Annotated in this window: 15 protein-coding genes and 1 pseudogene; 8 read left to right on the top strand and 8 right to left on the bottom strand. The window is 73.0% G+C overall.

Annotated elements, in window-relative coordinates:
• Positions 1–8 precede the first annotated feature (8 nt).
• The 4 genes from AB0435_RS03405 to fabD all read right to left on the bottom strand — a co-directional run bounded on the left by AB0435_RS03405 (position 9) and on the right by fabD (position 13,417).
• Positions 9–9,503, bottom strand: a complete 9,495-nt coding sequence (locus AB0435_RS03405) for an SDR family NAD(P)-dependent oxidoreductase (RefSeq protein WP_366426086.1) — start codon at positions 9,501–9,503, stop codon at positions 9–11.
• Positions 9,500–11,488 carry an asparagine synthase (glutamine-hydrolyzing) gene (asnB, locus tag AB0435_RS03400; RefSeq protein WP_366426085.1) on the bottom strand — a complete coding sequence of 663 codons (1,989 nt, stop codon included), beginning with the start codon at positions 11,486–11,488 and terminating at the stop codon, positions 9,500–9,502. The genes AB0435_RS03405 and asnB overlap by 4 nt, the downstream gene beginning before the upstream one ends.
• 4 nt (positions 11,489–11,492) lie before the next feature.
• A complete protein-coding gene (locus AB0435_RS03395; RefSeq protein WP_366002420.1) occupies positions 11,493–11,747 on the bottom strand; it encodes an acyl carrier protein in 255 nt (84 codons plus the stop codon).
• 83 nt (positions 11,748–11,830) lie between these two features.
• Entirely contained in the window at positions 11,831–13,417 is a 1,587-nt protein-coding gene (gene fabD, locus AB0435_RS03390; RefSeq protein WP_366002421.1) for an ACP S-malonyltransferase, read from the bottom strand.
• Between the two features lie 575 nt (positions 13,418–13,992).
• Between fabD and AB0435_RS03385 the strand changes: the two genes are divergently transcribed.
• Entirely contained in the window at positions 13,993–17,376 is a 3,384-nt protein-coding gene (locus AB0435_RS03385) for a BTAD domain-containing putative transcriptional regulator (protein WP_366002422.1), read from the top strand.
• 149 nt (positions 17,377–17,525) lie between these two features.
• Here the strand turns inward: AB0435_RS03385 and AB0435_RS03380 are convergent.
• Together AB0435_RS03380 and AB0435_RS03375 are read right to left on the bottom strand one after the other, a co-directional pair.
• Positions 17,526–17,612: pseudogene (locus AB0435_RS03380) on the bottom strand (maleylpyruvate isomerase); the annotation flags it as partial.
• A gap of 38 nt (positions 17,613–17,650) precedes the next feature.
• The gene (locus AB0435_RS03375; protein ID WP_366002423.1) at positions 17,651–18,715 is read right to left on the bottom strand and encodes a YncE family protein; all 1,065 of its coding nucleotides are present in this window, start codon (positions 18,713–18,715) and stop codon (positions 17,651–17,653) included.
• Positions 18,716–18,858: 143 nt separating this feature from the next.
• On the opposite strand from AB0435_RS03375, the gene AB0435_RS03370 reads away from it, so the two are divergent.
• The 3 genes from AB0435_RS03370 to AB0435_RS03360 all read left to right on the top strand — a co-directional run bounded on the left by AB0435_RS03370 (position 18,859) and on the right by AB0435_RS03360 (position 22,169).
• Positions 18,859–19,764, top strand: a complete 906-nt coding sequence (locus tag AB0435_RS03370) for a LysR family transcriptional regulator (RefSeq protein ID WP_366426084.1) — start codon at positions 18,859–18,861, stop codon at positions 19,762–19,764.
• A 196-nt stretch (positions 19,765–19,960) separates the two neighbouring features.
• Positions 19,961–21,442 carry an alkaline phosphatase family protein gene (locus AB0435_RS03365; RefSeq protein WP_366002425.1) on the top strand — a complete coding sequence of 494 codons (1,482 nt, stop codon included), beginning with the start codon at positions 19,961–19,963 and terminating at the stop codon, positions 21,440–21,442.
• 70 nt (positions 21,443–21,512) lie between these two features.
• The gene (locus AB0435_RS03360; protein ID WP_366002426.1) at positions 21,513–22,169 is read left to right on the top strand and encodes a HemK2/MTQ2 family protein methyltransferase; all 657 of its coding nucleotides are present in this window, start codon (positions 21,513–21,515) and stop codon (positions 22,167–22,169) included.
• A gap of 82 nt (positions 22,170–22,251) precedes the next feature.
• On the opposite strand, the gene AB0435_RS03355 is transcribed toward AB0435_RS03360, so the two are convergent.
• Positions 22,252–22,485: a DUF5133 domain-containing protein gene (locus AB0435_RS03355; protein WP_366002427.1), complete on the bottom strand. Its 234-nt coding sequence runs from the start codon at positions 22,483–22,485 to the stop codon at positions 22,252–22,254.
• A gap of 188 nt (positions 22,486–22,673) precedes the next feature.
• On the opposite strand from AB0435_RS03355, the gene AB0435_RS03350 reads away from it, so the two are divergent.
• Together AB0435_RS03350 and AB0435_RS03345 are read left to right on the top strand one after the other, a co-directional pair.
• Positions 22,674–24,344 (top strand): bifunctional 3'-5' exonuclease/DNA polymerase, encoded by a 1,671-nt coding sequence (locus tag AB0435_RS03350; RefSeq protein WP_366426083.1) that lies wholly within the window; start codon positions 22,674–22,676, stop codon positions 24,342–24,344.
• Between the two features lie 87 nt (positions 24,345–24,431).
• Entirely contained in the window at positions 24,432–24,932 is a 501-nt protein-coding gene (locus tag AB0435_RS03345) for an FBP domain-containing protein (RefSeq protein WP_366002429.1), read from the top strand.
• A gap of 199 nt (positions 24,933–25,131) precedes the next feature.
• Here AB0435_RS03345 and AB0435_RS03340 read toward each other — a convergent pair whose 3' ends face one another.
• Positions 25,132–25,341, bottom strand: coding sequence for a hypothetical protein (locus AB0435_RS03340; RefSeq protein WP_366002430.1), 210 nt, complete (start codon positions 25,339–25,341; stop codon positions 25,132–25,134).
• 148 nt (positions 25,342–25,489) lie between these two features.
• Between AB0435_RS03340 and AB0435_RS03335 the strand changes: the two genes are divergently transcribed.
• Together AB0435_RS03335 and AB0435_RS03330 are read left to right on the top strand one after the other, a co-directional pair.
• On the top strand, positions 25,490–26,020 hold the full coding sequence (locus AB0435_RS03335) for a DUF1203 domain-containing protein (RefSeq protein WP_366002431.1): 531 nt from the start codon (positions 25,490–25,492) through the stop codon (positions 26,018–26,020).
• A gap of 206 nt (positions 26,021–26,226) precedes the next feature.
• On the top strand, positions 26,227–26,703 hold the full coding sequence (locus AB0435_RS03330) for a universal stress protein (RefSeq protein WP_366002432.1): 477 nt from the start codon (positions 26,227–26,229) through the stop codon (positions 26,701–26,703).
• Positions 26,704–26,717 lie beyond the last annotated feature (14 nt).

Genomic DNA, 26,717 nt, shown 5'->3' with positions numbered 1-26,717 from the left:
GGGCAGCGTCAGGTCCGGCTCAGGGCGTCCGGGCCGGCGCGCCCGTCGAGGACCGCGTCGAGCAGTGCCGCGGCGGCGGCGGAGTCGAACGCGGTCCCGCCGCCGGGCGGCGGGGCGGGTGCCTCGTCGCTCGCGGGCACCCAGTAGCGGTCGCGGGCGAACGGGTAGGCGGGCAGCCGCACGGTCCGGCGCTCACCGGCGGGATGTGCCGCCCGCCAGTCGACGGGCGCGCCGTCGCACCACAGGGCCGTCACATCGTCGAGCCGGCCCTCGCGCAGCGCCCGGGTGACCTCCGCGGCCTGCTCCGGCTCGCGCCGCACCCCGCTGCCGCGTGACCGCTTGATACCGCCGGTGTGCGGGCCGGAGGGCCCGTCCCCGGCGAGGAAGCGGTCCAGCGCGCCGAGTACGTCGTCGACGCTCCTGGCGACGAAGCCCAGGCGCCGCTCCATCGCCTCCCGGCCCACCTGAAGGGTGAACGCCAGGTCCGCGAGGTCGGGGGTCCGGGCGTCGCGGCGGGCCTGTGCGAGGAAGTCCCGCAGCCGCCCGGCCGAGACACGCAGCCGGTCGCCGTCCCGGGCGGACAGCACGATGGCCTGGGGCGTGGTCGTACGTGCCGGTGCGGGCCGGGGCGCGGGGGGTGCTTCGAGTACGACGTGGGCGTTCGCCCCGCCGAAGCCGAAGCTGCTCACCCCGGCCCGCAGCGGCCACCGACGCCCGGTGGCGTCGGCGCGCGGCTCCCAGCGGCGCGGCTCGCGCACCACCTCGAAACCGCCGTCGGCGAGCGGCAGATGCGGGTTGAGCCGGTCGCAGTGCAGGGTCGGCGGCAGCTCACCATGACGCATGGCGAGCAGCACCTTCAGCACTCCGGCCAGGCCCGCGGCCGACTCCAGGTGGCCGATGTTCGTCTTCACCGAGCCGAGCGCGCACGGCTGGGCACCGTGCGGCGGCCTGCCGTCGGCGGCGCGCAGCGCGCGGTAGGCGGCGGCGAGGGCGTTGACCTCGACCGGGTCGCCCAGGGCGGTGCCCGTGCCGTGTGCCTCGACGTAGCCGACGCTGTCCGGGTCGATGCCGCGCATGGCGTCCTGGATCAGCGCCGTCTGCGCCTTGCCGTTGGGGGCCGTCAGGGATCCCGCGCGGCCGCCGTGGTTCTCGGCGCTGCCGCGGACGACGCCCCAGATGGCGTCGCCGTCCCGCTGCGCCTGGGCGAGCGGCTTGAGCAGTACCACGGCGACGCCCTCGGAGCGGACGTAGCCGTCGGCGTCGGCGGAGAAGGTCTTGCAGCGGCCGTCCGGGCTGAGCATTCCCGCCATCTGTGTCGCGGCGAAGGTGTCGACGCTCAGCAGCAGGTTGACCCCGCCCGCGAGGGCCATGTCGCAGCGGCCCGACCTGATGCTCTCCACGGCGCGGTGCAGCGCGATGAGGGAGCTGGAGCAGGCCGTGTCGACGGGTTCGCTCGGCCCGTGCACGTCCAGGACGAAGGAGATCCGGTTGGCCAGCATCGAGTGGGCGTTGCCGGTGGCGGTGAAGCCGTCGGGAGCCACGCCGCTGGCGTTGAGCAGGTGGTGGTAGTCGCTGCCCGAGACCCCGAAGTAGACACCGGTGTTCTCCGGCAGCCGGGCCGGGGCGTAGCCGCCGTTCTCCAGCGCGGCCCAGACGGTCTCCAGCGCCAGGCGGTGCTGAGGGTCCATCAGCTCCGCTTCGAGCCGGGAGAGGTGGAAGAAGTCCGCGTCGAAGCGGTCCACCCCGTCGATCCGGCCGGCGAACTTCGGGAAGTCCGCCCGCGCGACGGTCTCGGCGTAGCGCCCGTCGAACCGGTCGCCGGGGTAGTCGCCGATCAGGTCGGCGCCCGCGCGCAGCCGCTGCCAGAAGGCGTCGAGGTCGTCCGCGCCGGGGAAGCGCCCTGCCGCGCCGACGATCGCCACGGCACCGTCGTCCGGAACGGGAACGAGAACTGGAACTGGAGCAGGCACAACAGCGGGCACAGGCGCCGGCACCGGCGCGGGGCCGGGCTCGGGCGACTTGGCGGCAGCGGAGGTCGTCAGCTCCGGGCCGTAGCGCTCCAGCAGGTGCTCGGTGAGGCTGCGGATGTCGGGGCACTCGAAGAAGACCGCCGGAGTGAGGTCCGTACCGAGGATGCCGTTGAGCTCCGAGGACAGCTTGGCCAGCGTGATGGATTCGAAGCCGTACGCGTGGAAGTGCGTGTCGACGTCGATGTCGGCCAGGTCGAACTTGAGGAGGTCCGCGACGGTCTCGCGCAGGGTGCCGACGAGCGCGGCCTTCCCGCCCTCGGCGGCTTCAGGGGCCTCCGGCGCGACAGCCACCGGCTCGGCCGCCCGAGCGGCCAACGGCCTTGGTTCCAGGGGGGCGTGGCCCTCCGGCTCCGGACGCGCGGCCCGGGGCAGGGCCACCGGTGCCCGCCCGGCCTCGCCCCGCAGCGCCGCCGGGAGCGTGCCGCCGGTGAACTCGGCGTCCTCGATCCGGCCCAGTACGCGGCCGTGTCCGTCGAGGAAGGTCGCGTGGAACACGGCGTCGGAGGTCCGCTCCAGCACGATCGCCCGGGTGTGCTCCACCCGCTCGCCGTGCGCGGAGCCGACGCGTGTCACGGCCGCCTCGGCCCGGCCGAGCGCGTGCTGGACACCCTGGACGAGCCCGGCGAGCACCCAGGCCGGGAACTCCACCCGCTGCTTGTGGGGGTCCTGGCACATCGGGGGTTCTGCGACCCGCACGAGCAGCCGGTGCTCGTCGAGCCGGGAGACGCTCTCGACGCCGCGCGCGTACGGCCGGGCGTCGATGCCCGCTTCGGCCAGCCCGGCGTAGAAGCCGTCCTGGTCGAGGGTGACGGGGGCGGCCAGTGGCTGCGGCATCGGCGCGGTCGCGGCGGGCGCCGTCCGCTCGATGCCGGCGGTGAACCGCAGGGTGGCCTCGTCGGCGTGCCACAGTTCGACTCGGTGCGCGCCGGAACCGGTCGTGCCGAGCCGCCATTCGAAGGTCTCCACGGCGTCGGCGGGCGACGGCAGCGCGGCCCATCGGGCGTCGCGCAGTCGCAGCGGCCCCTCCAGCCCGGCGAGCCTGGCGAAGGCCAGGGCCGCGTCGAGCAGCGCCACGGTGGCGTAGCGGCGCTTGCGGCCGACGGTGTGGACGTAGTCCAGCAGGTCGTCCCCGCGCAGCTCCAGGGCGTAGCGCACGCCGTTCAGGTCCGACCGGTTGGTGCCGATCCACGGGTGTGCCCGCCGGGTGAAGGCCAGCGGCCGCAGCACGCTCGGCGCGTCGTCGTACTCGGGGTACCAGCAGCGCACCTTGTCGAAGGGGTAGGCGGGGAGCGACAGCTTGGCCGGGCGGGTTCCCGTCGGCCACAGCAGGTCCCAGTCCGGCCCCGCGCCGCCCGCCCAGTGACGCGCCAGCTCGGACAGGTCCGCGTCGCGCAGGGCCTGTTCGACGGTGGCGGCGTCGGCGGTGCGCCGCTGCCGGAGCGTGCTCACGGTGAAGTGCACGCCGTGGGGCACCTCCGGTGCTTCGGCGGTCCAGTCGGTCCCGGCCAGCCGGGCGAGGCCGGCCCGCGCGTCGGTGATGTCCTTCGCGACGAACGCCAGCCGGCACGGCAGTTCGTTCTTGCCGGTCTGCAGGGTGTAGGCGAGCGCGTCCAGGCCCGGTGCGGTGTCCTGCACGTACTGGTGCGTGTCGCGCAGCACCGTTCGCAGGGCCTGGGGCGTCATGGCGGAGAGGACCAGCAGCTGCGGCCGGCCGCTGTCCGGCGCCGCGACGACGCTCCCGTCGTGCTCCTCGACCACGATGTGGACGTTGATGCCGCCCGCGCCGATGGACGTGACGCCCGCCCGGCGGGGCACCTGCTCGCCGCCGAGCACCGGGCGCCGCCACTCCGCGCGGTCGCGCTGCACGACGAACGGCGTCTTCTCGAAGTCGATCGCGGGGCTCAGGGTCTCCGCGTGCAGCGACGGCGCCAGCGTGCGGTGCTTGAGCTGGAGCAGCACCTTGGTCAGGCCCGCCATGCCCGAACCCGACAGCAGGTGGGCGACGTTGGACTTGACCGAGCCGATCGCGCAGAACTCCCGGTCCTGGGTGTCGCGGCCGAAGGCGAGGCTCGCTCCCTTGATCTCGATCGGGTCGCCGAGGGAGGTCGCCGAGCCGTGGCCCTCCAGATAGCTGATCGTCCGCGCGTCCACCCCGGCGTCGTCCAGCGCCTTCTCGACGGCGCGCGCCTGCTGCTGCGGGCTCGGCACCGTGAAGCCGTTGCGCACCCCGGCGTTGGTCATGCCGCTGCCCTTGATCACACCGTAGACGTGGTCGCCGTCGGCCACCGCTTCCGCCAGCGGCTTGAGCACGAGCGCGCCGACGCCCTCGCCGAGGATCGTGCCGTCGGCGCCGAGGCCGTAACTGCGCACGACTCCGGCCGACTTGGTGGTGAAGTGCGCCTGCGAGGTGGCGATCAGGTCGAAGGGGTGCAGCATCAGGTTGATGCCGCCGACGACGACCATGCGGCACTCACCGCCGCGCAGCATGCGTACCGCCTGGTGCACACAGGCCGACGAGGAGGAGCACATGGTGTCGACGAAGGCCGACGGCCCGGTGAAGCCGTAGTGGTACGACAGCATGTTGGCCATCACGCCGATCTCGCTGCCGCTGGTGGCGGTGCCGCGGGTCAGCATGTTCTGGAAGCCGTAGAACGAGTAGCTGTTGTTCATCGAGCCGACCAGCACGCCGACGTCGCTGTCGTAGCGGCGCTTGAGCGTCTCGCGTGAATAGCCCGCGTCCTCCATCGCCGTCACACCGGCCTGGAGGAAGAGCCGGACCTCCGGGGACAGCAGTTCGGCGTCGCGCTGGGAGATGTTGAAGTAGCGCGGGTCGAACGCCTCGACGTCCCGGAGGAACGTTCCGGTCCTGACGACCGTCTTGCCCTGGACGTCACGCTCGTCGAAATAGATGTCGCTGTGCCGCCACCGCGACTCGGGGACCGGCTCGAAGCTGTGCCGCCCCTCGCTGAGCAGTTCCCAGAACTCCTCCAGCGTGTCGGCGCCGGGGTAGCGTCCGGCCATGCCGATGACGGCGATGTCGTGCCGCTCCGGGCCGGCCGGTGCGGCAGGGGTACGCGCCTGGACGACCGCGGACGTCCGCAGGGCCGGTGCCGGTGCCGCCGCGGCAGGCACCTCGACGGCCGGTGCCTCGGGAGCCGGTATCCCGGGAGCCGGTGCCTCCGGGGCCGGTGTCTCCGGGGCGAAGAGTTCCAGCAGGCGGTCGCGGTGCTCGGCGACGAAGTAGTCCGCCACACCCTGGAGGTCGACGTGCTCGAAGAAGAGGGTCTTGGGCAGCGAGCCGAAGGTGTCCTCCAGCTTGCTGGTCAGGTCGACGATGGAGATCGAGTCGATGCCGTAGGTCTCCAGCTTCTCCTCGACCAGGATGTGCTCCGCCTCCTGCCGGGTCACCTCGGCGAAGAGGTTCCGCAGGTGCTCCTGCGTGCGGGCGACGAGTTCACGCTCGTCCAGGGCGGCGGGCGCGGGGGTGGTCCGCTGCGGTACGGGGCGCGCGGCGCGGTCCAGTCCCGCGTACACGCGCAGCTTGGGCTTCTCCCCGAAGAGCACCACGCGGCGGACGGGCGCGTCGGAGCGCAGCGCGCGTTCAAGCGCGTCGAGTCCGGCCTCGCTCGGCAGCGGCACGGTGCCGGTGCGCTTGCGCATATAGGCCAGGCTGGCGTCGTCCACCCGCATGCCGCCGTCGGCCCACAGCGGCCAGTCGACCGAGCGGGTCACGCTGCCGGCTGCCTGCCGCCGCGCGGCGAACGCGTCGAGGAAGGCGTTGGCGGCGGCGTAGTCGGCCTGCGCGGCGTTGCCGAAGGCGCCCGCGACGGAGCCGAACAACAGCAGGAAGTCCAGGCCGTCTTCGCGGGTCGCGGCATCGATGTGCGCGGCGCCGTCCACCTTGGGCGCGAGCACGGCGGCGGTGCCCGCGAGCGGCTTGCTCGCGAGATAACCGTCGTCGAGGACACCGGCCGCGTGGAACACCCCGTCGAGCCGGCCGCGTTCGGCGCGGATGGCCGCCACTGTCGTCCGTACGCTCTCCGCGTCCGTGACGTCGGTGGGGCGGTACTCCACCGTGCCGCGGGTCAGCCGCGCCCGCAGCCGGTCGACCGCCGGGCTGTCGGCCGACCGGCCGCTGATGACCACGGTCGCGCCGTAGCGGCGGCACAGCCGCTCGGCCAGCAGCCGGCCGATCCCGCCGGCGCCACCGGTGATCCAGTACACGCCGCCGTCGCGGAGCAGGTTCTCCCCGGCGTCGCCCTGGTCCAGTTCGACGGTCTCGTGGCGCAGCCGGCGGCCGTCCGGGGCGTAGGCGACCTCGGTGTCCTCCCCGGCGACCGCCTCCGCCCATACGACGCGCTCGAAGCGGCCGGTGTCGCGGGGGTCCCATCCGTCGAGGAGCACCAGCGCCCCCGTGAAGGACGGGTTCTCCTCGTGCGCGGTCTTCAACAGCGCCGCCAGCGGGGCGTGGACGGGCGACTCGGGTGCTCCGGGCGCGACGACGAGCACGCGCCGCCCCTGTCCGAGCAGGCGCTGGACGTGCGGGTAGCAGGACCGGAACGCGGCCTTCATCGCGTCGGCGCCGGTGCCGCCCGCGGGGACCGCCAAGTGCTCGATGTCCATGCCCAGCCGTGCCGCGCTCGCCGCGGCGAGCTCCTGGTCCAGCGCGGCGTTCAGCACCGTCACCGGACCGGCCGGTCCGGCCGGTCCGCCCTCGGGAGCGGCGGCCTCCGACCAACGGCCGGTGACCTCCATGAGTTCACCCTCGGGGGCGGGGCCGGCGGGTCCGTCGGTGGGCAGGGCCCTGGAGGTGTATCCGGTGAAGCGCACGCACAGCCGGCCGTTCTCGTCGATCAGGTCGATGTCGACCGCCGTCATGTTCCCGCGGCCGCCGGCCGCGGGCCGCAGCCGGGCCCACATGGCGGGGGTCGTCGGCGCGTGGACGGTGAGGCTGTCCAGCGCGAACGGCACCGCGGGCACGGACGGCCTGCGCCAGCCGCCGTCCGCCGCGCCGAGGGCCAGGGCCGCGAGGACGGCGCTGTCGAGGATCGCGGGCTGGAGGCCCAGGCCCGCCGGGGCGTCGGCGGGCAGCCGCAACTCGGCCAGCACACCGTCCTGTCCACGGTGCAGCGCGTGCAGGCCGCGCAGCGCGGGGCCGTGCTCGATGCCGCTGGCCCGCAGCGCCGCGTAGCCCTCGGCGACGTCGACGCGCTGGGGGTGCAGGTCGCGCAGCGCGCCCAGGTCCGTCGTGTCCGCTGTGTCCGCCGTGGTCCCGCCGTACTCGACGCGGCCGCTGGTGTACGGCGTGCCCTGCTCGTCGGTGATCGCGTAGTCGTAGCCGTCGCCCACGGGGGTCAGCCGGAGCCGCGCCGAGAGTGCCGTGTCCGCGACGACCAGCGGGCGGATCCACACCGCGTTGCGGACGCGCGGCGGCTGTCCCACGTGGGCGCCCGCCACGGCCCGCTGTCCGGCGGCCGCGGTGACGAGTTCCAGCGCCACCACGCCCGGGACGATCCGGGTGCCGCCCACGACGTGGTCCCGTACGAAGCCGTGCGTGGCGTCGAAGCGTACGGGGAACGACCAGCCGCCGTCCTCCGGCCGCCCCTCGCCGAGCGGCGCGGGCGCCTCCGCCGAGCGGCCGCGCTCCGGCTCCCCGGCCGGGCGGAACCAGTGCGGGGTGCGCGCGAACGCGTAGCCCGGCAGGTGTATCCGCCGGCCCTGCTGCGGCCACTGCGCCCAGTCGACCGGCAGGCCCTGGGCCCACGCCGCCGCGAACTTGTCCGCGCGCCCCCGCTCCAGCCAGCGCTCGGCCAGCGCCGTCAGGTCGTCCGCGTCCAGCCCGTCGGGGCTCTCCGCGTCGGCGCGGCCGCGCGGGCAGTCCGCGGGCGGTTCCGCACCGGCGGCGACGCTCTCCAGCTGGGCCGCCCACTCGTCGGGGCCGCTCGCGCGGAACACCACGCGCTCGCGCATCGGCACGCGGCCCTCGCGCAGGGTGCGCGCGATGTCGGTCAACGACAGCGGTTCGTCGCTCCCGGCACGGGCGCGGACCCAGCGGGCGAGCGCGGCGCACGTCTCGCGCAGCCGTTCCTCGTCCTTGGCCGACACCGGCAGCCACTGTTCGCCGGTGTCCTCGGTGGCGGTGACCGGGTCGCCGGATTCGAGCAGCACATGGGCGTTCGTCCCGCCGAACCCGAACGAGCTGACGCCGGCCCGCAGGGGTGCGGAGTCCTCGGTGCCCCAGTCGACGAGGCGGTCCACGACGTACAGCGGGCTGCCGTCGAGCTTGATGAGGGGGTTGAGCTTGCGGAAGTTGACCGTCGCGGGCAGCTTGCGGTGGCGCATGGCGAGGATCACCTTGAGCATGCCCGCGATCCCGGCGGCCCCCTCCAGGTGGCCGATGTTGGTCTTCACCGAGCCGACGCCGCAGCGGTGCCCGTTCGCGGGCCGGTCCGCGTGCAGCTCGGCGAAGGCCCGCTTCAGACCGCGGATCTCGATGGGGTCGCCGACGGGCGTGCCGGGGCCGTGCGTCTCGACGTAGGTGACGGTCCCGGGCTCGATGCCCGCCCGGCGGTAGACGTCGGTGATCAGCTCGGCCTGCGCGGCCGGGTTGGTGACCGTCAGGGAGCTGGTGCGCCCGCCGTGGTTGCTGCCGATGCCCTTGATCACCGCGTGGACGGCGTCGCCGTCGCGGCGCGCGTCGGCGGCCCGCTTGAGCAGGACGGCGCCGCCGCCCTCGCCGCGCACGTAACCGTTGGCGTCCGCGTCGAACGCGCGGCAGAGCCCGTCGGGCGAGAGCATGCCCGCCTTGGCGAAGGCGATGAAGTGCCGGGGCGACCACGTGAGGTTGACCCCGCCGGCGAGCGCCTGGTCGCAGTCGCCGTTGCGCAGCGCCTGCACCGCCTGCTGCACGGCGACGAGCGAACTGGAGCACGCGGTGTCGTTGACGACGCTGGGGCCCCGGAAGTCGAAGTGGTGGGACACGCGGTTGGCGATGATCGCGTAGGCCGCGCCGGTCGGGTAGTAGGCGTCGATCTCCTCGACTTCCCGCTCGATCAGCTCGGCGTAGTCCCAGTGGCAGACGCCCATGAAGACGCCGGTGCGCGAGCCCGCGATCCGGTCGGCGCGGTATCCGGCGTCCTCGAGCGCGTGCCAGCTCAGTTCCAGGGCCATCCGCTGCTGCGGGTCCATGGACTGCGCCTCGCGCGGGGAGATCCGGAAGAAGTCCGCGTCGAAGCAGTCGATGTCGTCGACGAAGCCGCCCCACACGCTGTTGGTCTTGTTGAACTCGCGGCGCGGGTGGCCGAGGTGGTCCTCCTTGCGCCAGCGGCGCGCGGGCACCTCGCTGATCAGCGAGCGCCCGCCGGCCAGGTGGTCCCAGAACTCCTCCGGGGTGCGCGAGCCGGGCAGCCGCAGGGACAGGCCGACGACGGCGATGTCCTGGCTCTCGGCGGGGACGCCGGATTCCTTCTTCACAGCACGTTCTCCGTCCTGGCCGACAGGGCGCAGCTGCGCCGGTCGACGACGTTCAAAGGGACACCGAGCGGAGCGTGGCGGCGCGCGTGTCCGCGCACGTACCAGTGGTGCAGCCAGACCGTCGAGGCGAGGAAGACGAACGCCTGGTTCTCCTTCGTGCCGATCCCCTCCGGGGGGCTGTCGAAGACGCGGTCGGTGAGCCGCCGCACGAAGCGCGGGTCCAGCACACCGATCTCCTCAAGGGTGTCGGAGTCGGTCAGCAGCTCGCGGTAGTCCGGGCGGGAGCGGACGAACGCGGCGCTGTCGGGGGCCCGGTAGGGGAACTTCCCCTTCTTGACGATCCGCTCGGGCAGCACATCGGCGTAGGCCCGCTTGAGCAGGTACTTCTCGTCGAAGGAGTCCCCGAACCGCAGGTTGAGCGACGCGGCCCGGCGGACGACGGCGGGGTCCAGGAACGGGCAGCGGTTCTCCACTCCGTGCGCGAGCGCCATCCGCTCGCCCTGGGTCGACAGGAGATAGCCGCTCAGCAGCGTGCGGAACTCCAGCCACTGCGCCTTCTGCACCGGCGACAGCCGCGCGTATCCGGGCTCCTGGGCCACCAGTTCCTTGACGGCCGCGAACGGATCGCCGGCGTCCCGCAGCAGGCGCGCGGCGAAGCGGCCGTTCTGGAAGCGCATCTGGTGCGAGAAGAGGCCGGGCAGGCTCTCCTCGGTGAACTGCTGGTAGAGCCCCAGCATGCGGCGGTGGCCGTCCGCGCCGTTGAAGTGGCGCAGGTAGGGGTAGAGCTGGCCCATCCTGCGCATGCGGGTGTCGTCGTCCATCTCGTGCCACGCCGACAGCAGCTGGGTGTCCTTGAAGATGCCGTATCCGAGGAACGCCTCGTCCGCGCCCTCGCCGCTGAGGACGACCTTGATGCCCTCGCTCCGCACATGGCGGGCCAGCAGGAACATCGGCACGAACGCGGTACGGAAGACGGGCACTTCGGCGTGCCGGACCGCTTCCGGGAAGGAGTCGACGATGTCGGCGTCCGTCACCCGCACCGTGGAGTGCCGCGTGCCCAGGTGCTCCGCCAGCTCGGTCTGTTCGGCCGACTCGTCGAACTCCGCGTCCTCGAACTGGATCGAGAACGTCCGCAGGGGGCGGTCGGTCCGCCGCGCCGCGAGGTGCGCGATGACGGACGAGTCCAGCCCGCCGGAGGCGTACACCCCGACCTCGACGTCGCTGCGCAGCCGCACGTCGACCGCGGCCTCCAGCTCCGCGCGGACCAGCTCGACGGCCTCCCGCTCGGACTCCGGTGCCGGTCCCGCGGTCAGGTCGAGGCTCGCCCAGCGGCCGCGGCGGACCGTGTCCCCGCGCACGGAGAGGTACTCCCCCATCGGGATCTGCTCGATCCCGCGGTAGCCGCTCTGCCCGGGCAGCGGTGCCCAGGTGGCGTAGATCGAGGACAGTTCCCGCGCGTCGAACTCGAAGCTGAAGCCGGGGTAGGCCAAGAACGCCTTCATCTCGGAGGCGAACAGCCAGGCGCCCTCGTGCCGGGCCACGAACAGCGGGCGCTTGCCGAACCGGTCGCGCGCCAGGTGCAGTTCACCGGTGGTGGTGTCGAAGACGGCGAAGGCGAAGGCGCCGTTGAACCGGGGCAGGCAGTCGTGGCCCCAGGCGGCCCAGGCGTTGAGCACGACCTCGGTGTCGGAGCCGGTGCGGAAGGTGAAGCCGCGGGCGGTCAGCTCGTCGCGCAGCTCACGGTAGTTGTAGAGCTCGCCGTTGTAGCAGAGCCGGTAGCGGCCGTCGGCGCTGCCGGCCGGCTGCGAGCCGCCGGCCAGGTCGATGATGCTCAGCCGTACCGTGCCCATGGCCAGGCGGTCGTCGAGGAAGCAGCCCGCTTCGTCCGGGCCGCGGTGCTCGATCTGCGCGAGCATGTCGTGGATCACGTGCTGGTATTCCCGCGGGTGCAGGGAGCTTCCGTGGAAGCCGGCTATGCCGCACATCGGGTCACCGGCTCCCGGCGGTCCGCGCGCGGACGGTGTCGACGAATTCGACGATGCCGGTCAGCGAGACCATGATGTTGCTGAGGAGTTCGTCCTCGCCGAAGGACACGTCGTATTCCTTCTCGATGTGCGCCATCAGCGAGACGTAGCCGAACGAGTCGAGGATGCCCGCCTTGAACAGGTCGGTGTCCTCGGTGATCTCCGAGTCGAACTCGAACATCAGCTGCTCTTCCATGTACTTCTTGATGTCCTGCTTCATGGCTGTCCTCACCGTCGGATGGCTGGTCTGGACGCGCGCCGGTGGCCGGCGCCCGTGAACGCTTCGCTGTGCCGGTCGCGGTGCTACGCGACCGCGAGCCCGGAGCGGACGGCCCGGGCCAGCGCGGGCCACTGGGCCCTGATGAAGAAGTGGTCACCGGGGAACCGGTGGGTGGTCAGGGGCCGGGTGGTCTCCCGCTGCCAGGCGTCGACGTCGGCCGGGGTGAACCACTCGTCCTCACCGGTCATGGCGGTGACGGGCACGTCGAGTGGGGGCGCGTCCTCGTGCTCGTAGGCGCCCAGTGCGGCGAAGTCGGCCCGCATGATGCGCTCGTAGTAGGTCATCAGGTCCTTGTGCTGCCACAGCTCCTCGGGGATGCCGCCGAGCTGTTTCAGGTGCGCCCAGAAGGCTTCGGTGGGCAGCTCCCACGTATGGCGTTCCCGGCTGGGGATGGCCGGGCCGCTCTCGCCGGAGACGAGGAGGTGGGCCGGTGCGGGCAGCCCCTGTTCGCGCAGCCGGTGGCAGAGCAGGAAGGCCAGCCGGGCGCCGAGGCTGTGGCCGTAGAGGGCGTACGGGGCGTCGAGCCGGTCGCGCAGCTGCGCGAGCAGGTCGTCGACGATCGCGGCGGGGTCCCGCAGCAGGGGCTCGGCGGACCGCCGCCCCCGGCCCGGCCGTTCCAGTGTCACCACCTCGACGTCCGGGAGGTGCTCGGTCAGTCCGGCGTAGGCGCGCTCGTCACCGCCCGCGTAGGCGACGCAGAACAGCCGGGGCCGTGTCCGCGCCGCCACGCGGGCGGGGGTCGTGGGGGCCGTGCGGATCTGCTCGACCATGCGCGTGAGGACCTTCCCTTCGCCCACCTGCCGGCAGTCCTCGGCGGAGGTGCGTTCCAGGAGATAGCGGATGCTTTCGAGCCACCTCACCGAGCCGGAGATCTGCTCGCTCAGCGTCGCGGCGATGTCCCGCTCCCCGTACGGCCGCGCGGTGAGGTTGGCGATCACCGTGGCCCGCAGGGGGGAGAAGCGGAAGCCCTTGAGGTAGGCGCCGAACTCGTCACGGGCCGGAGCCATGAACCGCGAGTGGAAGGCGGCGGACACCTTCAGCGGGGCGACCCTGATCCGGCGCTCGTCGAGAATCGCGCGGGCGCGCTCGATCTCGTCACGGGCCCCGGACAGCACGATCTGGGTGGTGGTGTTGACATTGGCGACGTCGAGCCGGGCGAGCCCCTCCTCGGCCAGGAAGGCGCGCAGGTCGCCCTCGCTCATGCCCACGACGGCGAGCATGGCCCCGTCCGAGATCCGGGCCATGAGCTCACCCCGCTTGATGACGAGCTTGAGGCCGGTCTCGAAATCGAAGGCGCCCGCGGCGTGCAGGGCGTTGTACTCCCCGAGGCTGTGCCCGAGCAGATAGTCGCCCTCGGGTTCGCCCCGCTCCAGGGAGTCCCGGTAGGACAGCGCGTTGACTACATAGAGCGCGGGCTGGGTGTAGCGCGTGTCGTTCAGCCGCCGGTCCGGGTCCTCCAGGCACAGCCGCGGGAGGTCGTAGCCGAGTACGTCGTTGGCCATGGCGGTCGTCTCCCGGAAACGGTCGAAGAGCCCGGCCCCCATTCCCCTGCCCTGGGACCCCTGTCCGGGGAAGAGCACGGAGCGCGTACCGATAGCGGAATCCCTCATACCGGCCTCCCGAAGGCGCGTTCCCGAGTCATGGCCCACTTCCCCAAACATGTGACGAGCGCCGGTGCGCCCCACTTCGCGAGAGCCGCCGGAATCGTGGCGGGCAAACGGCACGGTGGTGCTTCTCAGGTGAATTCCTCTCGGCGTCCCGGCGGTTCGGCGGAAAGTGCGGCGACGGCTGTCACCAGCCGGTTCATGCGCACCGGCCACCACTGGGAGGTGCCCCCGTTCCGGTGGTGGTTCCCGACACCGAGAATCCTGCGTCACCACCCTTGCGGACCTCTGGTCCAGACGCTGGCGACCCCTTGCCGCCGACTGTGGCCGAATTCCGGTGTCCTCGGCGAACCGCCTGCGGAATCCTTGCCGATACCTTGCCGACCGCTGAGTCTCGACCTTGGAATGCGTCGTTTCCTATGCCAAGATCCAATTCGGCGGGGGTCGGCCGACAACGGCGTCGACCATCCGTCAGCACAGTCGCGCGTGCGAGAACGATTGGGAACCACATGCCCGTATCCCCGATACCGACTCCGCCGACAGCCCTCTCCCCGGAACCCCTGCTGAGCGTCCTGGGTCCCATGTCGGCACGCCACGGGGGACAGGACTTCCCCCTCGGCCCGCCCCGCAGGCGCGCGTTGCTGGCCCTGCTGCTGATACGCCTGGGCCGCGTGGTGCCGACGGAACTGCTCATCGAGGAACTGTGGGGCGAGGAACCACCGCGCCAGGCCGTCGCCACCCTCCAGAGCCACGTCTCCCACCTGCGCCGCGCCCTGCACCCCGCGGACGGCCCCGGCCGCCCGTCGGTGCTGCGCCACCGGGCCCCCGGCTACGTCCTGGAACTCGATCCCGAACAGATCGACGTCTGCCGCTTCGAGCGCCTGGTCACCGACGGGCGGCGGCTCCTGGACCGCCGCGAGCCGCTCTCGGCCCGCGACCGGTTCACCGAGGCGCTCGGGCTGTGGCGCGGCTCGCCCTACGCGGAGTTCGACGGCCACCCGCCGCTCAGCGACGAGGGCACCCGGCTGGAACAGGTCCGGCTCACCGCAGTGGAGTCCTGCGCGGAAGCCCGGCTGGCCCTCGGCGCCGCCGAGGAAGTGGCCGCGGAACTGGACCGCGAGGCACGCCGCCACCCGACGCGGGAACGCCTCGTCGGCCACTTGATGACCGCCTTGTCCCGGCTCGGACGGCAGGCCGAGGCGCTGGAGGTGTACGAACGGACCCGCCACCACCTGGTCGAGGAGTTCGGCGTGGACACCGCCGCCGAACTCCGGCGGATCCGGACCGCGATCCTCCGCCAGGAGCCGGAGACGTGCGGGGCCGCCGACAAACCCCGCCCCGAACGCCCCGAGCCCGTACGGGCGGGGAAGCGTACGGCCGCGAGGACGGACGACCCCGGGGAACGGAAGGCCGGCGACGGCCCCTCGTCACAGGCGGCACGGGAGCCCGGGAGGAACGGCGACGCCGAGGCGCCAGGCAGGTCCGCCCGGCGCGGACCGGCCGACGGGGACGGGGAGTTCGAGGCCGCCCCGGCCGGGACCGACGGGGAGCGTACGGAACAGCCGGCGGCCGGACGCACCACGCGGGACACCGCGGCCCGGGCCACCACCACCGACCAGGTGGACCTCGGACGGGCGAGCATCCCCTCACCGTTCACCGGCCGCTGCGTGGAGCTGTACCGCCTGACGACCGCCGCAACGAGCGCGCTCGTCGGCCACGGACACGTGGCCGGCGTCCTCGGCCCCGCCGGTGTCGGCAAGACCCGGCTGCTCCTCGAACTCGCCCCACGGCTGGAGGCCGCCGGCGAACAGCCGGACGGCACCGGCCTGGAGGTGATCTGGAGCCACTGCTTCCCCGGCGAGGGAGTACCGCCCTACTGGCCGTGGACCCAGGTCCTGCGGCGTCTCTCCGCCACCCGCCCCGACGCCTTCCGCCGGGCGACGGAGCCCTTCGGCCCCCTGCTCGCCCCCCTGATGCCCGAGCGCTCGGCCGGGCCCGTCGGCGACTCCGACTGGGGCCAGGCCCGGTTCCTCACCCACGACGCGGTCTGCGAGGTCCTGCTCACCCTGGCCGCGCAGCGGCCGCTCGTGCTGCTCCTCGAAGACCTGCACTGGGCCGACACCGCCTCCCTGGACCTGCTCAGGCTCCTGAGCATCCGCCGCCAGGGCCACCCGCTCGGCATCGTGCTGACCGCCCGTGAGCTGGAGGTCGAGTCCGACGCCACGGTGCGCCGGATGATCACCGAGATCCTGCGCGGCCCCAGGACCGAGACCCTCCGGCTCGGCGGGCTCTCCCGGCAGGCCGTCGCCTCCCTGGTCTGGGCGCAGGCGGGGCCGGGCGTGGACGCCAAGGTCGTCGAGGTGCTGCACCGGCGCAGCGAGGGCAACCCGTACTTCGTCATGCAGCTCCTCTCGCTGCTGGACAACGCGCGCAGCCTGCACCGCGCGGACGCGGTGGACGTGCTCCTCGCCCGCATTCCGACCGGTGTGCGCGAGGCCCTGCACCAGCGGTTCGCGGCGCTGCCCGAGCCGGTCCTGCGCGTCCTGCGGCTGTGCGCCGTCATCGGCGCCGAGATCGACACCGATCTGCTGCACCGCACCGCCACCGAGGACGAACCGGTCGCCGAGGCGCTGGAGTCGGCGATCCGCGCCGGGCTCCTCGGTGAGGACCCGCACCGCCCCGAGCGGCTGCACTTCGCCCACGCCCTGGTGCGGGAGACGCTGGTCGACGAGCTCGCGCGCGAGGACCGGCACCGGTTGCACGCCCGGGTCGCCGGGGCCCTGTGCCCCCGCAGGCCCGGCCAGGTGGGGGACGAGGAGATCGAGCGGGTGGCCCACCACTCGTGGCACGCCAAGAAGGCGCTGCCCGCCGAGCAGGCACTCCCCCGGCTGCTGCGCGCCGCCGAGCACGCCGAACAGCAGCTGGCCTACGAGCAGGTGGAGACCTGGCTGCGCCGGGCGGTGCACCTGGTCGGCTCCCTGCCCGTCGACGACCCGTCGACCCTGCGGCTGGAACAGCGGCTGCACATCCAGCTCGGCCAAGTGCTGGCCACCACCCGGGGTTACGGCCACCCGGAGGCCGAGACGGAGCTCGCGCGCGGCCGCGCCCTCAGCGAGGCCACCCAGGCGCCCGAGGACCCGTCGGTGCTCTGGGCCCTGTGCGCGGCCTATCTCGTCACCGGCCGCTACGACGCCTCCCGGCAGTTCTCCGGGCTGCTGCGGGACATCGCGGACCGTTCCCAGGAGCCCGTGGCGGTGCTCGGCGCGGCGTACGGCGAGGGCATCGTGCTGCACGTCCGCGGCCAACTGCCGCAGGCGCTGGCCGAGCTGGAGCGCGGCGTCGAGATGGCGGACCGCTTCGCCCGTGAGGGCCACTCGCTGGCCCGTACGTTCCAGCACGACCCGCGCGTCTCCTGCCGCTCGTACGACGCCTTCACCCACTGGCTCCTCGGCGACCGGCGCACCGCGGGGGCGCGCCGCCGCGAGCTGCTGCGGCTGACCGAGTACGAGAGCAGGCCCTCCGACCGGTCCTTCGCCCTCTACGTGGACGCGGTCATCGCGGCCTGGGAGGGCGACGCCCCCACGGCGCGCGCCTCCGCCGCCGAGGGTGTCCGCCTGGCGGGCGAATACGGGCTGCTCTACTGGAAGGCGATGCTCGGCCTGCTCGAAGGCTGGGGCCTGACGCACTCGGGACAGCCGGTGGACGGGCTCGGCCTGATGCACGCCTCCCTGGCCGAACTGCGCGGATCCAGCACGCGCCTGCGCCATCCGCTCCATCTGGGCCTGCTCGGCCAGGCCCAGCACCGCGCCGGGCGCACGGAGGAGGCGAAGGCCACCTTCCGCACCCTGCTGGCCGCCGTCGAACAGCGCCGCGAGCACGTCTATCTGCACCCGTCACTGCCCGCCACCCCGCTCCTCCACGACCTCCTGGGACACGGTGCGGCGGACGAGGTGACGGCGATGTGAGCGTCTCGAAGGTGACGACGGCGGGGTCCTGGCTCTCCCCCGTACGTCCACCGTCACTTGGCCGGCTCCGCCCGGCGAGTGCTGCCCGGGAGAGCGGTAACGGTCGGATCCGCACCCATCACTCCGGCCGCGAACAGATCCGCTCGGCCGCAGCCCGACGGCCGCTCGAAGTCCTCGTCCGGGATTGCGGCGACCGCCGTGCGCAATGCTGTCCAAGAGCGTGAGAAGAGGTCCACTGCCGCACGGTAACGACCGGGCGCAGCAGTGGACAAGCTCACACCGGGCGCGGGATGTAGGCCAGTCCGTGGGCGCCGGTCCCGCCCGCCTTGGTGATATCCAGCCGGCCCAGGCCCCGCAGCGTCTCCAGGTCGACGATGTCGACGGTCGACGAGGCCATACCGGACACATAGGCGATGCGGCCGTCGGGAGAGGAGGTGATGGTCAGCGGGAAGAGCCCTGTCTCGACGCCGCCGAGCCGCTCGTGCGTGTCGGCGGAGAACACCGTGAGCCGCCCCGGCTCGGCGCCTCCGGGCCGGGACGCCGGGAAGGGTCCCGTGCTCGTCTCCCCCACGAGCAGCTTTCCCGTCGAAGTCAGGTGCACCGGCAGGACGATGTCGTCCGTGGGCAGGATGTCGACGACGGACGCCGTCCGGGCGTCGATGACCCGGATCCCCTTGACCGGCCGCTCTTGGGCGTCGGCATCGGCATCGGTGGAGAAGGAACCGCCGTGGGGCGCGGCGACGAAGACCCGCGTGCCGTCGGCGGAGACGGCGAGCCCCTCACTGCCCGGCACGTCGGCCTTCGCCGTGAGGACTCCCTTGTCCAGGTCGACGACGGACACGAACGGCGCCTCCTTGTTGGTGGCGTACCCCGTCGCACCGGCCGGGTCGACGGCGAACCAGTGCGGGCCGGGCGCACCCGTGTCGATCCTGCCCAGGGGGCGCCGGGTCTCCGTGTCGATCACCACGACACCGCCGGGCCGGTCCGCCGAACCCTCCACGCTGACGTAGAGGCGGCGGCGCGCCGTGTCCAACGCCAGGCCGTGCGGCCCGTGTTCCGGGGCGAGGTCGATCACCTCGACGATGCGGCGGGTGTCGGGGTCGATGACGGTCACCTCGGTGCGCCGGCCGCCGTTCGCGCCGTAGTAGCCCGAGCGGTACGGCGTCGTGCACCACAGCAGCCGCTGCGTCGGGTCGAAGCACAACTCGTGCGGCTGGGCGGGGACTTCCACCGCGCCGATGTGCCGGTCGGAGGCGGCGTCGAAGAACGAGACCGTCCCGGTCAGACTGACGACGGCCAGGACGTCGCCTTCTCGGCCGGCACGGGGGGACTGCTGCATGGAGGACTCCTTGACAGGTACGGAGGGGGTGTCACGCGTCTTGGCTGACATCTCCAACTCTCGGCGCGGGAGGACTCCACGACAATGCAAGAATTGGCACCAAATAGTTGGCCCAGACGCAAAAATGCAGTTCAGGAGCTTCGATGGATCTCAACCTGCTGCGATCTCTGGACGCCCTGCTCCAGGAGAACAGCGTGACCCGCGCCGCGGAGCGGCTCGGCACGTCACCGGCGGCGGTCAGCCGTACGCTGGCCCGGCTCCGCCGCGCCGTCGGCGACCCCCTGCTGGTCCGCGCCGGCCAGGGGATGGTCCCCACCCCGCGAGCCCTGGAACTCCGCGAGGAGGTGAGCGCGTTGCTGCGCGGCTGCGACAACGTCCTGCGCCCCGGGGCCGGTTTCGAGGCCGCGCGTCTCCAGCGCACCTTCACCGTACAGACCAGCGACCTGCTCCTGGCGGGGCTGGCCGGGACCCTGACCGAGCGGATCCACGCGGAGGCCCCGCATGTGGACGTGGTCTTCCTGCCGGAAGTGCTGGAGGGCGGACCCGGGCTGCGGCAGGGCTGGGTGGACGTCGAACTGGGCGTCCTCAGCCACCTGGACCCGGAGATCCAGACCCGGCAGCTCACCCGGATGCCCCTGGTCGGCATCGCCCGCAGCGGTCATCCGCTCTTCGACGGGCGGATCGACGCCCGCCGTTTCGCCGCGGCCGACCACATAGGCATCTCCCGGCTCGGCAAGCGCCTCGGCCCCATCGACAGCGCGCTGGCGAAACTCGGGCTGCGACGCCGTACCGCAGTCGTCGTACCCAGCCATACGGGCGCGATGATCCTCGCCCGGGACACCGACCTCGTCACGCTCACCGTGGCCGACTGGCTCCCCGACACCGTCTCCGCACTGGGGCTGCGCACCTTCCCCATCCCCCTCGACCTGCCTCCTCTCGACTTCGGGCTGGCCTGGCACCCCCGCAACTCCGCCGACCCGGGGCACCGCTGGCTGCGCGACCGCCTGGCGGACGCGGTCCTCTTCCCTTCGGGGGGCACAAGACCATAGGCACCTCCCGAAGCGCGTCCCCCGAGTTCAGGAGGAAGACTCCCCGCGAAGGGCATTGCCCGGGCCGAGAAGTAACCCGCCCGTCGCCTCGGCCACCTTGCGAGCACGCACTCAACGCGCCGTACGATGCGCGTGCGGCGGAGTCGGACTCCGCCACTTCCGTGTACGCGCCCTCCAGGCTCCGAGGGGTGAGGCAATGCACGAAGACCCGGTCCACGACATCACCCGGCGCGGCATCCTGCGAACCGCGGCTTCGACGACGGCCGGGGCGGCGGGGCTGTCGGCGCTGCCCACGTCGATGCGCAAGGCCCTCGCGGCGCCCGAACGCCCCCTGCACTCGCTCGGCCAGATCGAGCACGTCATCTTCCTGATGCAGGAGAACCGGTCGTTCGACCACTACTTCGGCACGCTCGCCGGAGTCCGCGGCTTCGACGACCCCGACGCCGTCACCCTGCCCTCCGGGCGCCCGGTGTTCTATCAGCCGGACCCCGAGCACCCCGACGGCTATCTCCTGCCGTTCCACAACGACACCACCACGACTAACTCCGCACGCGCCTACGGCACCAGCCACTCGTGGCAGTCGCAGCACCTGTCCTGGAACGGCGGCCGCATGGACAACTGGGTGCCGACGCACCGCGCCGCGGACGGCCCGGTCAAGGGCCCGTTCACGATGGGCTATTACACCCGCGACGACCTGCCCTTCCACTTCGCGCTCGCCGACGCCTTCACCGTCTGCGACCACTACTTCTGCTCGGTGCTCGGCCCGACCCATCCCAACCGGGTCATGGCGATCAGCGGCACCATCGACCCGGACGGCACGCGCGGCGGCCCGGTCGTGGACAACCACTCCACGGCGTTCCGGTGGACCACCTACCCCGAGCGGCTCCAGGCGGCCGGCGTCAGCTGGCGCTACTGCACCGCCTATCCTCCCGACACCGACCTCGGCTGGTTCAAGGCGTTCCAGGACGCACGGCCGGGCGAGCCCTTGTACGACAACGCGATGGTGCCCTACTCGCCGTCCCAGGTGGCCGACCTCGTACTCGGCGACCGGCTGCCGTCGGTCACCTGGCTGGACGCCCAGTACCTGCCGTCGGTCTACGGGCTCCCGGAGGCGTCCGAGGAGCCCGACAACTTCCCCGCGGCCGGCGCTCTGTACATGTACACCATCCTCGACGCGCTGGGCTCGCGCCCCGACGTATGGGCCAAGACCGTCTTCGTCGTCAGCTACGACGAGAACGACGGCCGCTTCGACCACGTACCCCCGCCCACCGCGCCGGAGGGGACGCCAGGGGAATGGGTCACCGCCTCCCCGCTGCCGGACGGCGCCTCGGGCATCGCCGGGCCCGTCGGGCTTGGCTTCCGCGTGCCCGCGCTGGTGATCTCGCCGTGGAGCCGCGGCGGCCGGGTGTGCGGTGAGGTCTTCGACCACACCTCCACGCTGAGGTTCCTGGAGCGGCGGTTCGGCGTGCGCGAACCCAACATCAGCGCTTGGCGCCGGGAGACCGTGGGAGACCTGACGGCGGCACTGCGCCTCGGCCGTCACGACCGCTCCTTCCCCCGGCTTCCCGACCCGGCACCGCTCTACGCGCGCGAACAGCGGGAGGCGGCCACCCTCCCGCCGCCGACGGTCCCGACCGTCCAGGTCGTGCCGCACCAGGAGTCCGGTTCCGCACCCTGAGCGGTCCTCTCCCTCACGGCCCGGATGGAGACGGGGTTTCGCCCGGCAGCGCCGGGATACCCAGGGGCACATGTGGCTGATCCGACCTCCTGGTGTCTACGAGCCTCAGGAGGACACGGCACTCCTGGTGGCAACCCTCCGGCAGGAGAGTCTGCCTCCCGGCCCTCATGTCCTGGACGTGGGGACCGGGACCGGCGTGCTCGCTCTGGCCGCCTCCCGCGCGGGCGCGGCGCGGGTCGTGGCCATCGACGTCTCACGCCGCGCCGTCCTCGCCGCCCGGGTCAACGCCGCGCTGTCCCGCCGCCGCGTCCGCGTCCGGCGCGGCGACCTGCTGGCTCCGGTCGCGGGGCAGCTCTTCGACCTGGTGCTGGCCAATCCGCCCTGCGTACCGTCGCATCACGCGGAGCTTCCCGTCCGGGGTCCGGCCCGCGCGTGGGACGCTGGCCGCGACGGCCGGGTCCTGCTGGACCGCCTGTGCGCGGGTGTGCCCGCGCTGATGCGGCCGGGCGGCGTGTTGCTGCTCGTGCACTCCGCGCTGAGCGGCCCCGCCACCACTCTGCGCCTGCCGGCGGGGGCGGGGCTGGTCGCCGAGGTCACCGAGCGCAGGCTCGTCCCCTTCGGCCCGGTGCTGCGCTCCCGGGCCGACTGGCTCAGGGCGCGCGGAATCCTGCCGCCTCCTCAGGACGAGGAGGAGCTGGTGGTGATCCGTGCCCGACGCCCGGCCTGACCCCGGGACCGCACGGCGGGAAGGCGGCGCCGCCGTGCGGGAGAGGCCTACGGTCCGGCGGCCGGAGCAGGGGCGACACGTGTCAGCCGGCAGTGCCCGCGCCGTCGTCCTCGGCGCGGGCGGCCGGCAGGCGATGTCGTGCGGCGGTCAGGGCCGCGTTGATGTCGCGCGTGCCGGTCGAGACGCACAACGTATAGACGACGTCGGCCATCTTCTGCCGTACGGCCGGGTCCGCGTCGCCTGTCACCAGAGCCTGTTCGAGCGCTGTGTACCGCTGCACGAGGCCCTCCAGAACAGCGGGGTGGGCAAGCAACATGGAGTTCTCCTCTGCTGAAGACACACTCGCGATACCGCCCCGTCGCCTGCCCGCCATTCCGCGCCGCATGCGCGTCACCGCCCCGTCAGCGCCCGGGGGCGCGACCCGTCTCGGACCGGTATCACGACGGCGCGGCCGGGCATCGTCGCAGGCAGGGCATTGTCAGACCCCGGTGCGACACTTCGGGCGTGAGATGGGCAGTGGCTGAGGAGACAGGCGGCGAGGGCGTACGGCTCCGCCCGCTCGACGGCGCCGGGCGGCCCGCCGGGCCGGTGGTGACCGAGCGGAGCCTGGCCGAGGCCGTACGGGCGCGCCCGGAGGCCGACCGGTGGGTGTGGCGGTCCACCGCGCGCTCGTACGGCGAGCTGCTCGCGGCCGGCGTGCGCGTGGAGCGGTGCTACGACGTCGAGGCCGCCGAGGCCCTGCTGATCGGCCATGAGGAAGGGCAGTCGGGCCAGCCGCGTTCGCTGGCCGCGGCGTGGGCGCGGCTGCGGCAGCTGCCGGTGCCGGCGGATCCGCCGGTGCAGGCCGCGGAGACCCAGCCTTCGCTGTTCGCACCGGGGCCGGTGCCGCTGCCGCCGGGGGTCGACGAGCTGGACGCGCTGCTGGAGGTCTACGCGGGGCAGTTGGCCCGTACCGAGCGCACCGGGCACCCGGGGCGGATGCGGCTGCTCATCGCCGCCGAGTCGGCCGGCACGCTGGTCGCGGCCGAGCTGCGGCGGGCCGGGGTGCCGTGGCGCGCCGACGTGCACCGCGAGTTGCTCGACGAGCTGCTGGGCGAGCGCTACCCGGGCGGCCAGGAGACGCGGAGGCTGGCCGAGCTGGCCCTGGAGGTGTCGGAGGCGTTCGGGGAGCCCGTGCGGCCCGATCTGCCCGCCGACATCGTCAGGGCCTTCTCTCGCGCGGGCTTCGCCCTGTCGTCCACGCGAGCGTGGGAGCTGCGGAAGGTCGGCCATCCGGCAGTCCCGGCCCTGCTGGAGTACAAGAAGCTCTACCGCCTGCACACGGCCCACGGCTGGTCGTGGCTGCAGTCGTGGGTCCACGACGGGCGCTTCCGCCCCGAGTATCTGCCCGGTGGCGCGGTCTCGGGCCGGTGGACCACCAACGGCGGCGGGGCCCTGCAGATCCCCCGGGTGGTCCGCCGCGCGGTGATCGCCGATCCGGGGTGGCGGCTGGTCGTGGCGGACGCCGACCAGCTGGAACCGCGCGTACTGGCGGCGATCTCCCGCGACCCGGGGCTGATGGACGTCGCGGGCGGCGGCCGCGACCTGTACGCCGACCTGGCCGAGCGTGCCTTCTCCGGCGACCGCGACCGGGCCAAGCTCGCGATGCTCGGAGCGATATACGGCCAGACCTCCGGGGACGGTCTGAAGCACATGGCCGATCTGCGCCGCCGCTTTCCCCGGGCCGTCGCGTACGTGGACGACGCCGCGCGCGCGGGCGAGGAGGGCCGGCTGGTGCGGACGTGGCTGGGCCGGACCTGCCCTCCCGCCTCCACCGCCGTCGACGACGAGGCGGGGATTCCCCAGGAGGAGGAGCCCGCGCCCCGCGGCAGCACGGCGAGCGCCAGGGCGCGGGGCCGCTTCACCCGCAACTTCGTCGTCCAGGGCAGCGCCGCCGACTGGGCCCTGATCGTCCTGGCCACCTTGCGGCAGGCGCTCGACGGGCTCCGCGCCGAGCTCGTGTTCTTCCAGCACGACGAGGTGATCGTGCACTGCCCGCGGGAGGAGGCGGAAGCGGTCGCGGACGCCGTCCGGGCGGCCGGGAACCGGGCCGGGTCCCTGGCTTTCGGTGACACTCCCACCCGGTTCCCGTTCACCACCGCCGTGGTGGAGTGCTACGCGGATGCCAAGGATTGAGGTCGAGGAACAGCGGCGGTCCGGCAGGGCACGACCGCCGGAATATTCGTGCGACGTACCGCGGAGCCGATGTTAGTTTCATCCATCATGGAACCACTCACCGAAGAGGACATTCGCGCCTCTTTCGTCAACTGCTCGAAGGGCGAGGCCCGCAGGATCAGCATCCCCCGGGATCTGGCCGAACGCGATTGGTCCGATCTCGACTTCCTCGGCTGGCGCGACCCGGGCGCACCGGACCGCGGCTATCTGGTCGCCGAGCGGGACGGCAAGCTGGTGGGTGTCACCCTCCGGGCCCCGCAGGGCGTCCGCCGCAGCTTCACCAAGACCAATATCTGCACCATATGCACAACCGGCCACCCCGGCACGGGAGTTGCCCTCCTCGCCGCACCGAAGGTCGGCGCCTCCGGCCGGCAGGGAAACACGGTCGGCGCGTACCTGTGCGCCGACCTCGCCTGCTCGCTCTACGTCCGCGGCAAGAAGAAGACCGGGCTGGGGCTGCGCTACGAGGAATCGCTCACGCTGGAAGAGCAGATCGAGCGGTTGCACGTCAACCTGGACGATTTCCTGGAGAAGGTCGGGGCTGCCTGACGCTGGAGAAGGTCGGCGCCGCCTGACGCGCCGGGTCCGGGCAGCCGACTTGCCCGGACCCACGGTCACGGCCGCCCGCGCCCCACGACGACCGTCGCCTCGGGAAGAGCCGACAAGCCCCCGGCCGCCCGGGAGTCCGGCTGATTCCGACGGTCGCCCGGAGGAAGCCCCCGCCCTCACACCTCGTACAGCGCCACCCTCACGACCACACCCCGGGCCCGCCGCCCACCCACTCGATCTCCGTCGGGTCGTCCAGGCGGACCCCGTCCGGATCGGCACCGGCCCGTCGCATGAACTCGATCACGTCGACGACGCCGTACGCCACGCCGAGATTCTCCGCGCCGACCGTCACCCGCCGCCCGCCCGACGGGGTCGGCGGGTGGACAACGATCCGCGCGTGTCCGGTCACTCCCCCATCGTCTGCCGCTCCGGGCACGGCCGCATCCGGAGCCTCCCCGATGCGCCGGCACAGGACGCGCCGGCCGAAGCCTCCCCCGGCCCACCTGCGCGTCCGAATCCCGCCAGCGGGTCGGCGGCCGACAACCGACGCTGGTCCCATGACCACATACGTACCTCTGCCGATCCCTCCCACCACACTCGAGGAACTCCGCCGCATCGACGATGCCGGGCGGCCGCCGCGGCCGTACGTCGCACGCGAGGACGGCGTTCCGCTCGCCTGTGTGGGCAGCCCGTTGCGCTGTTGCCTGCGGACCATCGAGCCGGGCGAACGGGTCGCGCTCGTCTCGTACGCTCCGCTGCGCCGCTGGGCGACGTCCACCGGGGGCGAGCCCAGGGCCTACGACGAGGTGGGGCCGGTGTTCATCCACGCCGAGGACTGCGGGGGACCACGGGAGGCCCGGGGCTATCCCTTCGCGCGACCGGGTGCGCTGCGCGCCGTCCGCCGCTACGACTCCGCCGGACACATCGTCGGGGGCCGTCTCCTCGAGATCCCCGACGACGCCGAGGCCGGCTTCGACCGGGCCTTCGACGAAGCGTTCGCCGATCCGGAGGTGGCCTTGGTGCACGTACGAGCCCTGGAGTACGGCTGCTTCCAGTTCGAGGTGCGGCGCCGCCCGACGACCGGCTGACCTCCGGCCTCGCGGTCGAACGCGGCGACCCCCTTCCAGGCCAGTTCGCACGGCGGGTCAGCGCCGTCGCGCACCGATCGGTGGAACGAGCCTCCACCGCCCGGTGGGCCGGCCGACGGATCACGCGCCGGGTGCCACGTACGTAGCGTGAAGAACGTACGTATCGCTCACCCGCTGCGGCGGCACGGGACCGGAAAGGAAAGCACATGAGGAACTCGGTACGGCGCGTCGTGGTCGGTGTCGACGGTTCGGCGGGCAGCATCGCCGCGCTGCGGCAGGCGGCGGGCGAGGCGCGCAGGCACCACGCCGCACTGCGTCCGGTCCTCGTCTACTCCTCTCCCGAAGGCGACTACGTCGACATGATGTGGCCGCCGGACCCGGAGACGGCACGGGAGCTCGCGCACAAGGCGCACGACGACCTGATGTGCGCCTGCGAGCGTGCGGGTGGCCTTCCGGACGACGTGCCGTGCGACCCGGTGGTGGCGCGCGGACAGGTGGGCCCGCTGCTGGTGGAGGCCGCGACCGCGGACGGCGACCTACTCGTGGTGGGCGGCGGATCACACAACGTGGTGCACCGCTTCCTGATGGGGTCGGTGAGCCGGTACTGCCTGCGGCACGCTCCCGGGCCGGTGCTGGTCATACCGCCGGAGGGCCCGGCCGGCCATGGACCCGGCACCCCCTGATCAGTGGATGCCTT

This window comes from Streptomyces sp. NPDC051173, from assembly GCF_040689515.1.
In the GTDB taxonomy this organism is placed as follows: domain Bacteria; phylum Actinomycetota; class Actinomycetes; order Streptomycetales; family Streptomycetaceae; genus Streptomyces.
This window is presented reverse-complemented; position numbering and strand designations above follow the sequence as displayed.

Bases quoted from the DNA above. Each gene is read 5' to 3' on its own strand.
- AB0435_RS03365 (WP_366002425.1), top strand. From the start codon at position 19,961: ATGCACGAAGACCCGGTCCACGACATCACCCGGCGCGGCATCCTGCGA.
- AB0435_RS03330 (WP_366002432.1), top strand. From the start codon at position 26,227: ATGAGGAACTCGGTACGGCGCGTCGTGGTCGGTGTCGACGGTTCGGCG.
- AB0435_RS03375 (WP_366002423.1), bottom strand. From the start codon at position 18,715: ATGCAGCAGTCCCCCCGTGCCGGCCGAGAAGGCGACGTCCTGGCCGTC.
- AB0435_RS03355 (WP_366002427.1), bottom strand. From the start codon at position 22,485: ATGTTGCTTGCCCACCCCGCTGTTCTGGAGGGCCTCGTGCAGCGGTAC.
- AB0435_RS03385 (WP_366002422.1), top strand. From the start codon at position 13,993: ATGTCGGCACGCCACGGGGGACAGGACTTCCCCCTCGGCCCGCCCCGC.
- AB0435_RS03360 (WP_366002426.1), top strand. From the start codon at position 21,513: ATGTGGCTGATCCGACCTCCTGGTGTCTACGAGCCTCAGGAGGACACG.
- asnB (WP_366426085.1), bottom strand. From the start codon at position 11,488: ATGTGCGGCATAGCCGGCTTCCACGGAAGCTCCCTGCACCCGCGGGAA.
- AB0435_RS03395 (WP_366002420.1), bottom strand. From the start codon at position 11,747: ATGAAGCAGGACATCAAGAAGTACATGGAAGAGCAGCTGATGTTCGAG.
- AB0435_RS03335 (WP_366002431.1), top strand. From the start codon at position 25,490: ATGACCACATACGTACCTCTGCCGATCCCTCCCACCACACTCGAGGAA.
- AB0435_RS03370 (WP_366426084.1), top strand. From the start codon at position 18,859: ATGGATCTCAACCTGCTGCGATCTCTGGACGCCCTGCTCCAGGAGAAC.
- AB0435_RS03345 (WP_366002429.1), top strand. From the start codon at position 24,432: ATGGAACCACTCACCGAAGAGGACATTCGCGCCTCTTTCGTCAACTGC.
- fabD (WP_366002421.1), bottom strand. From the start codon at position 13,417: ATGAGGGATTCCGCTATCGGTACGCGCTCCGTGCTCTTCCCCGGACAG.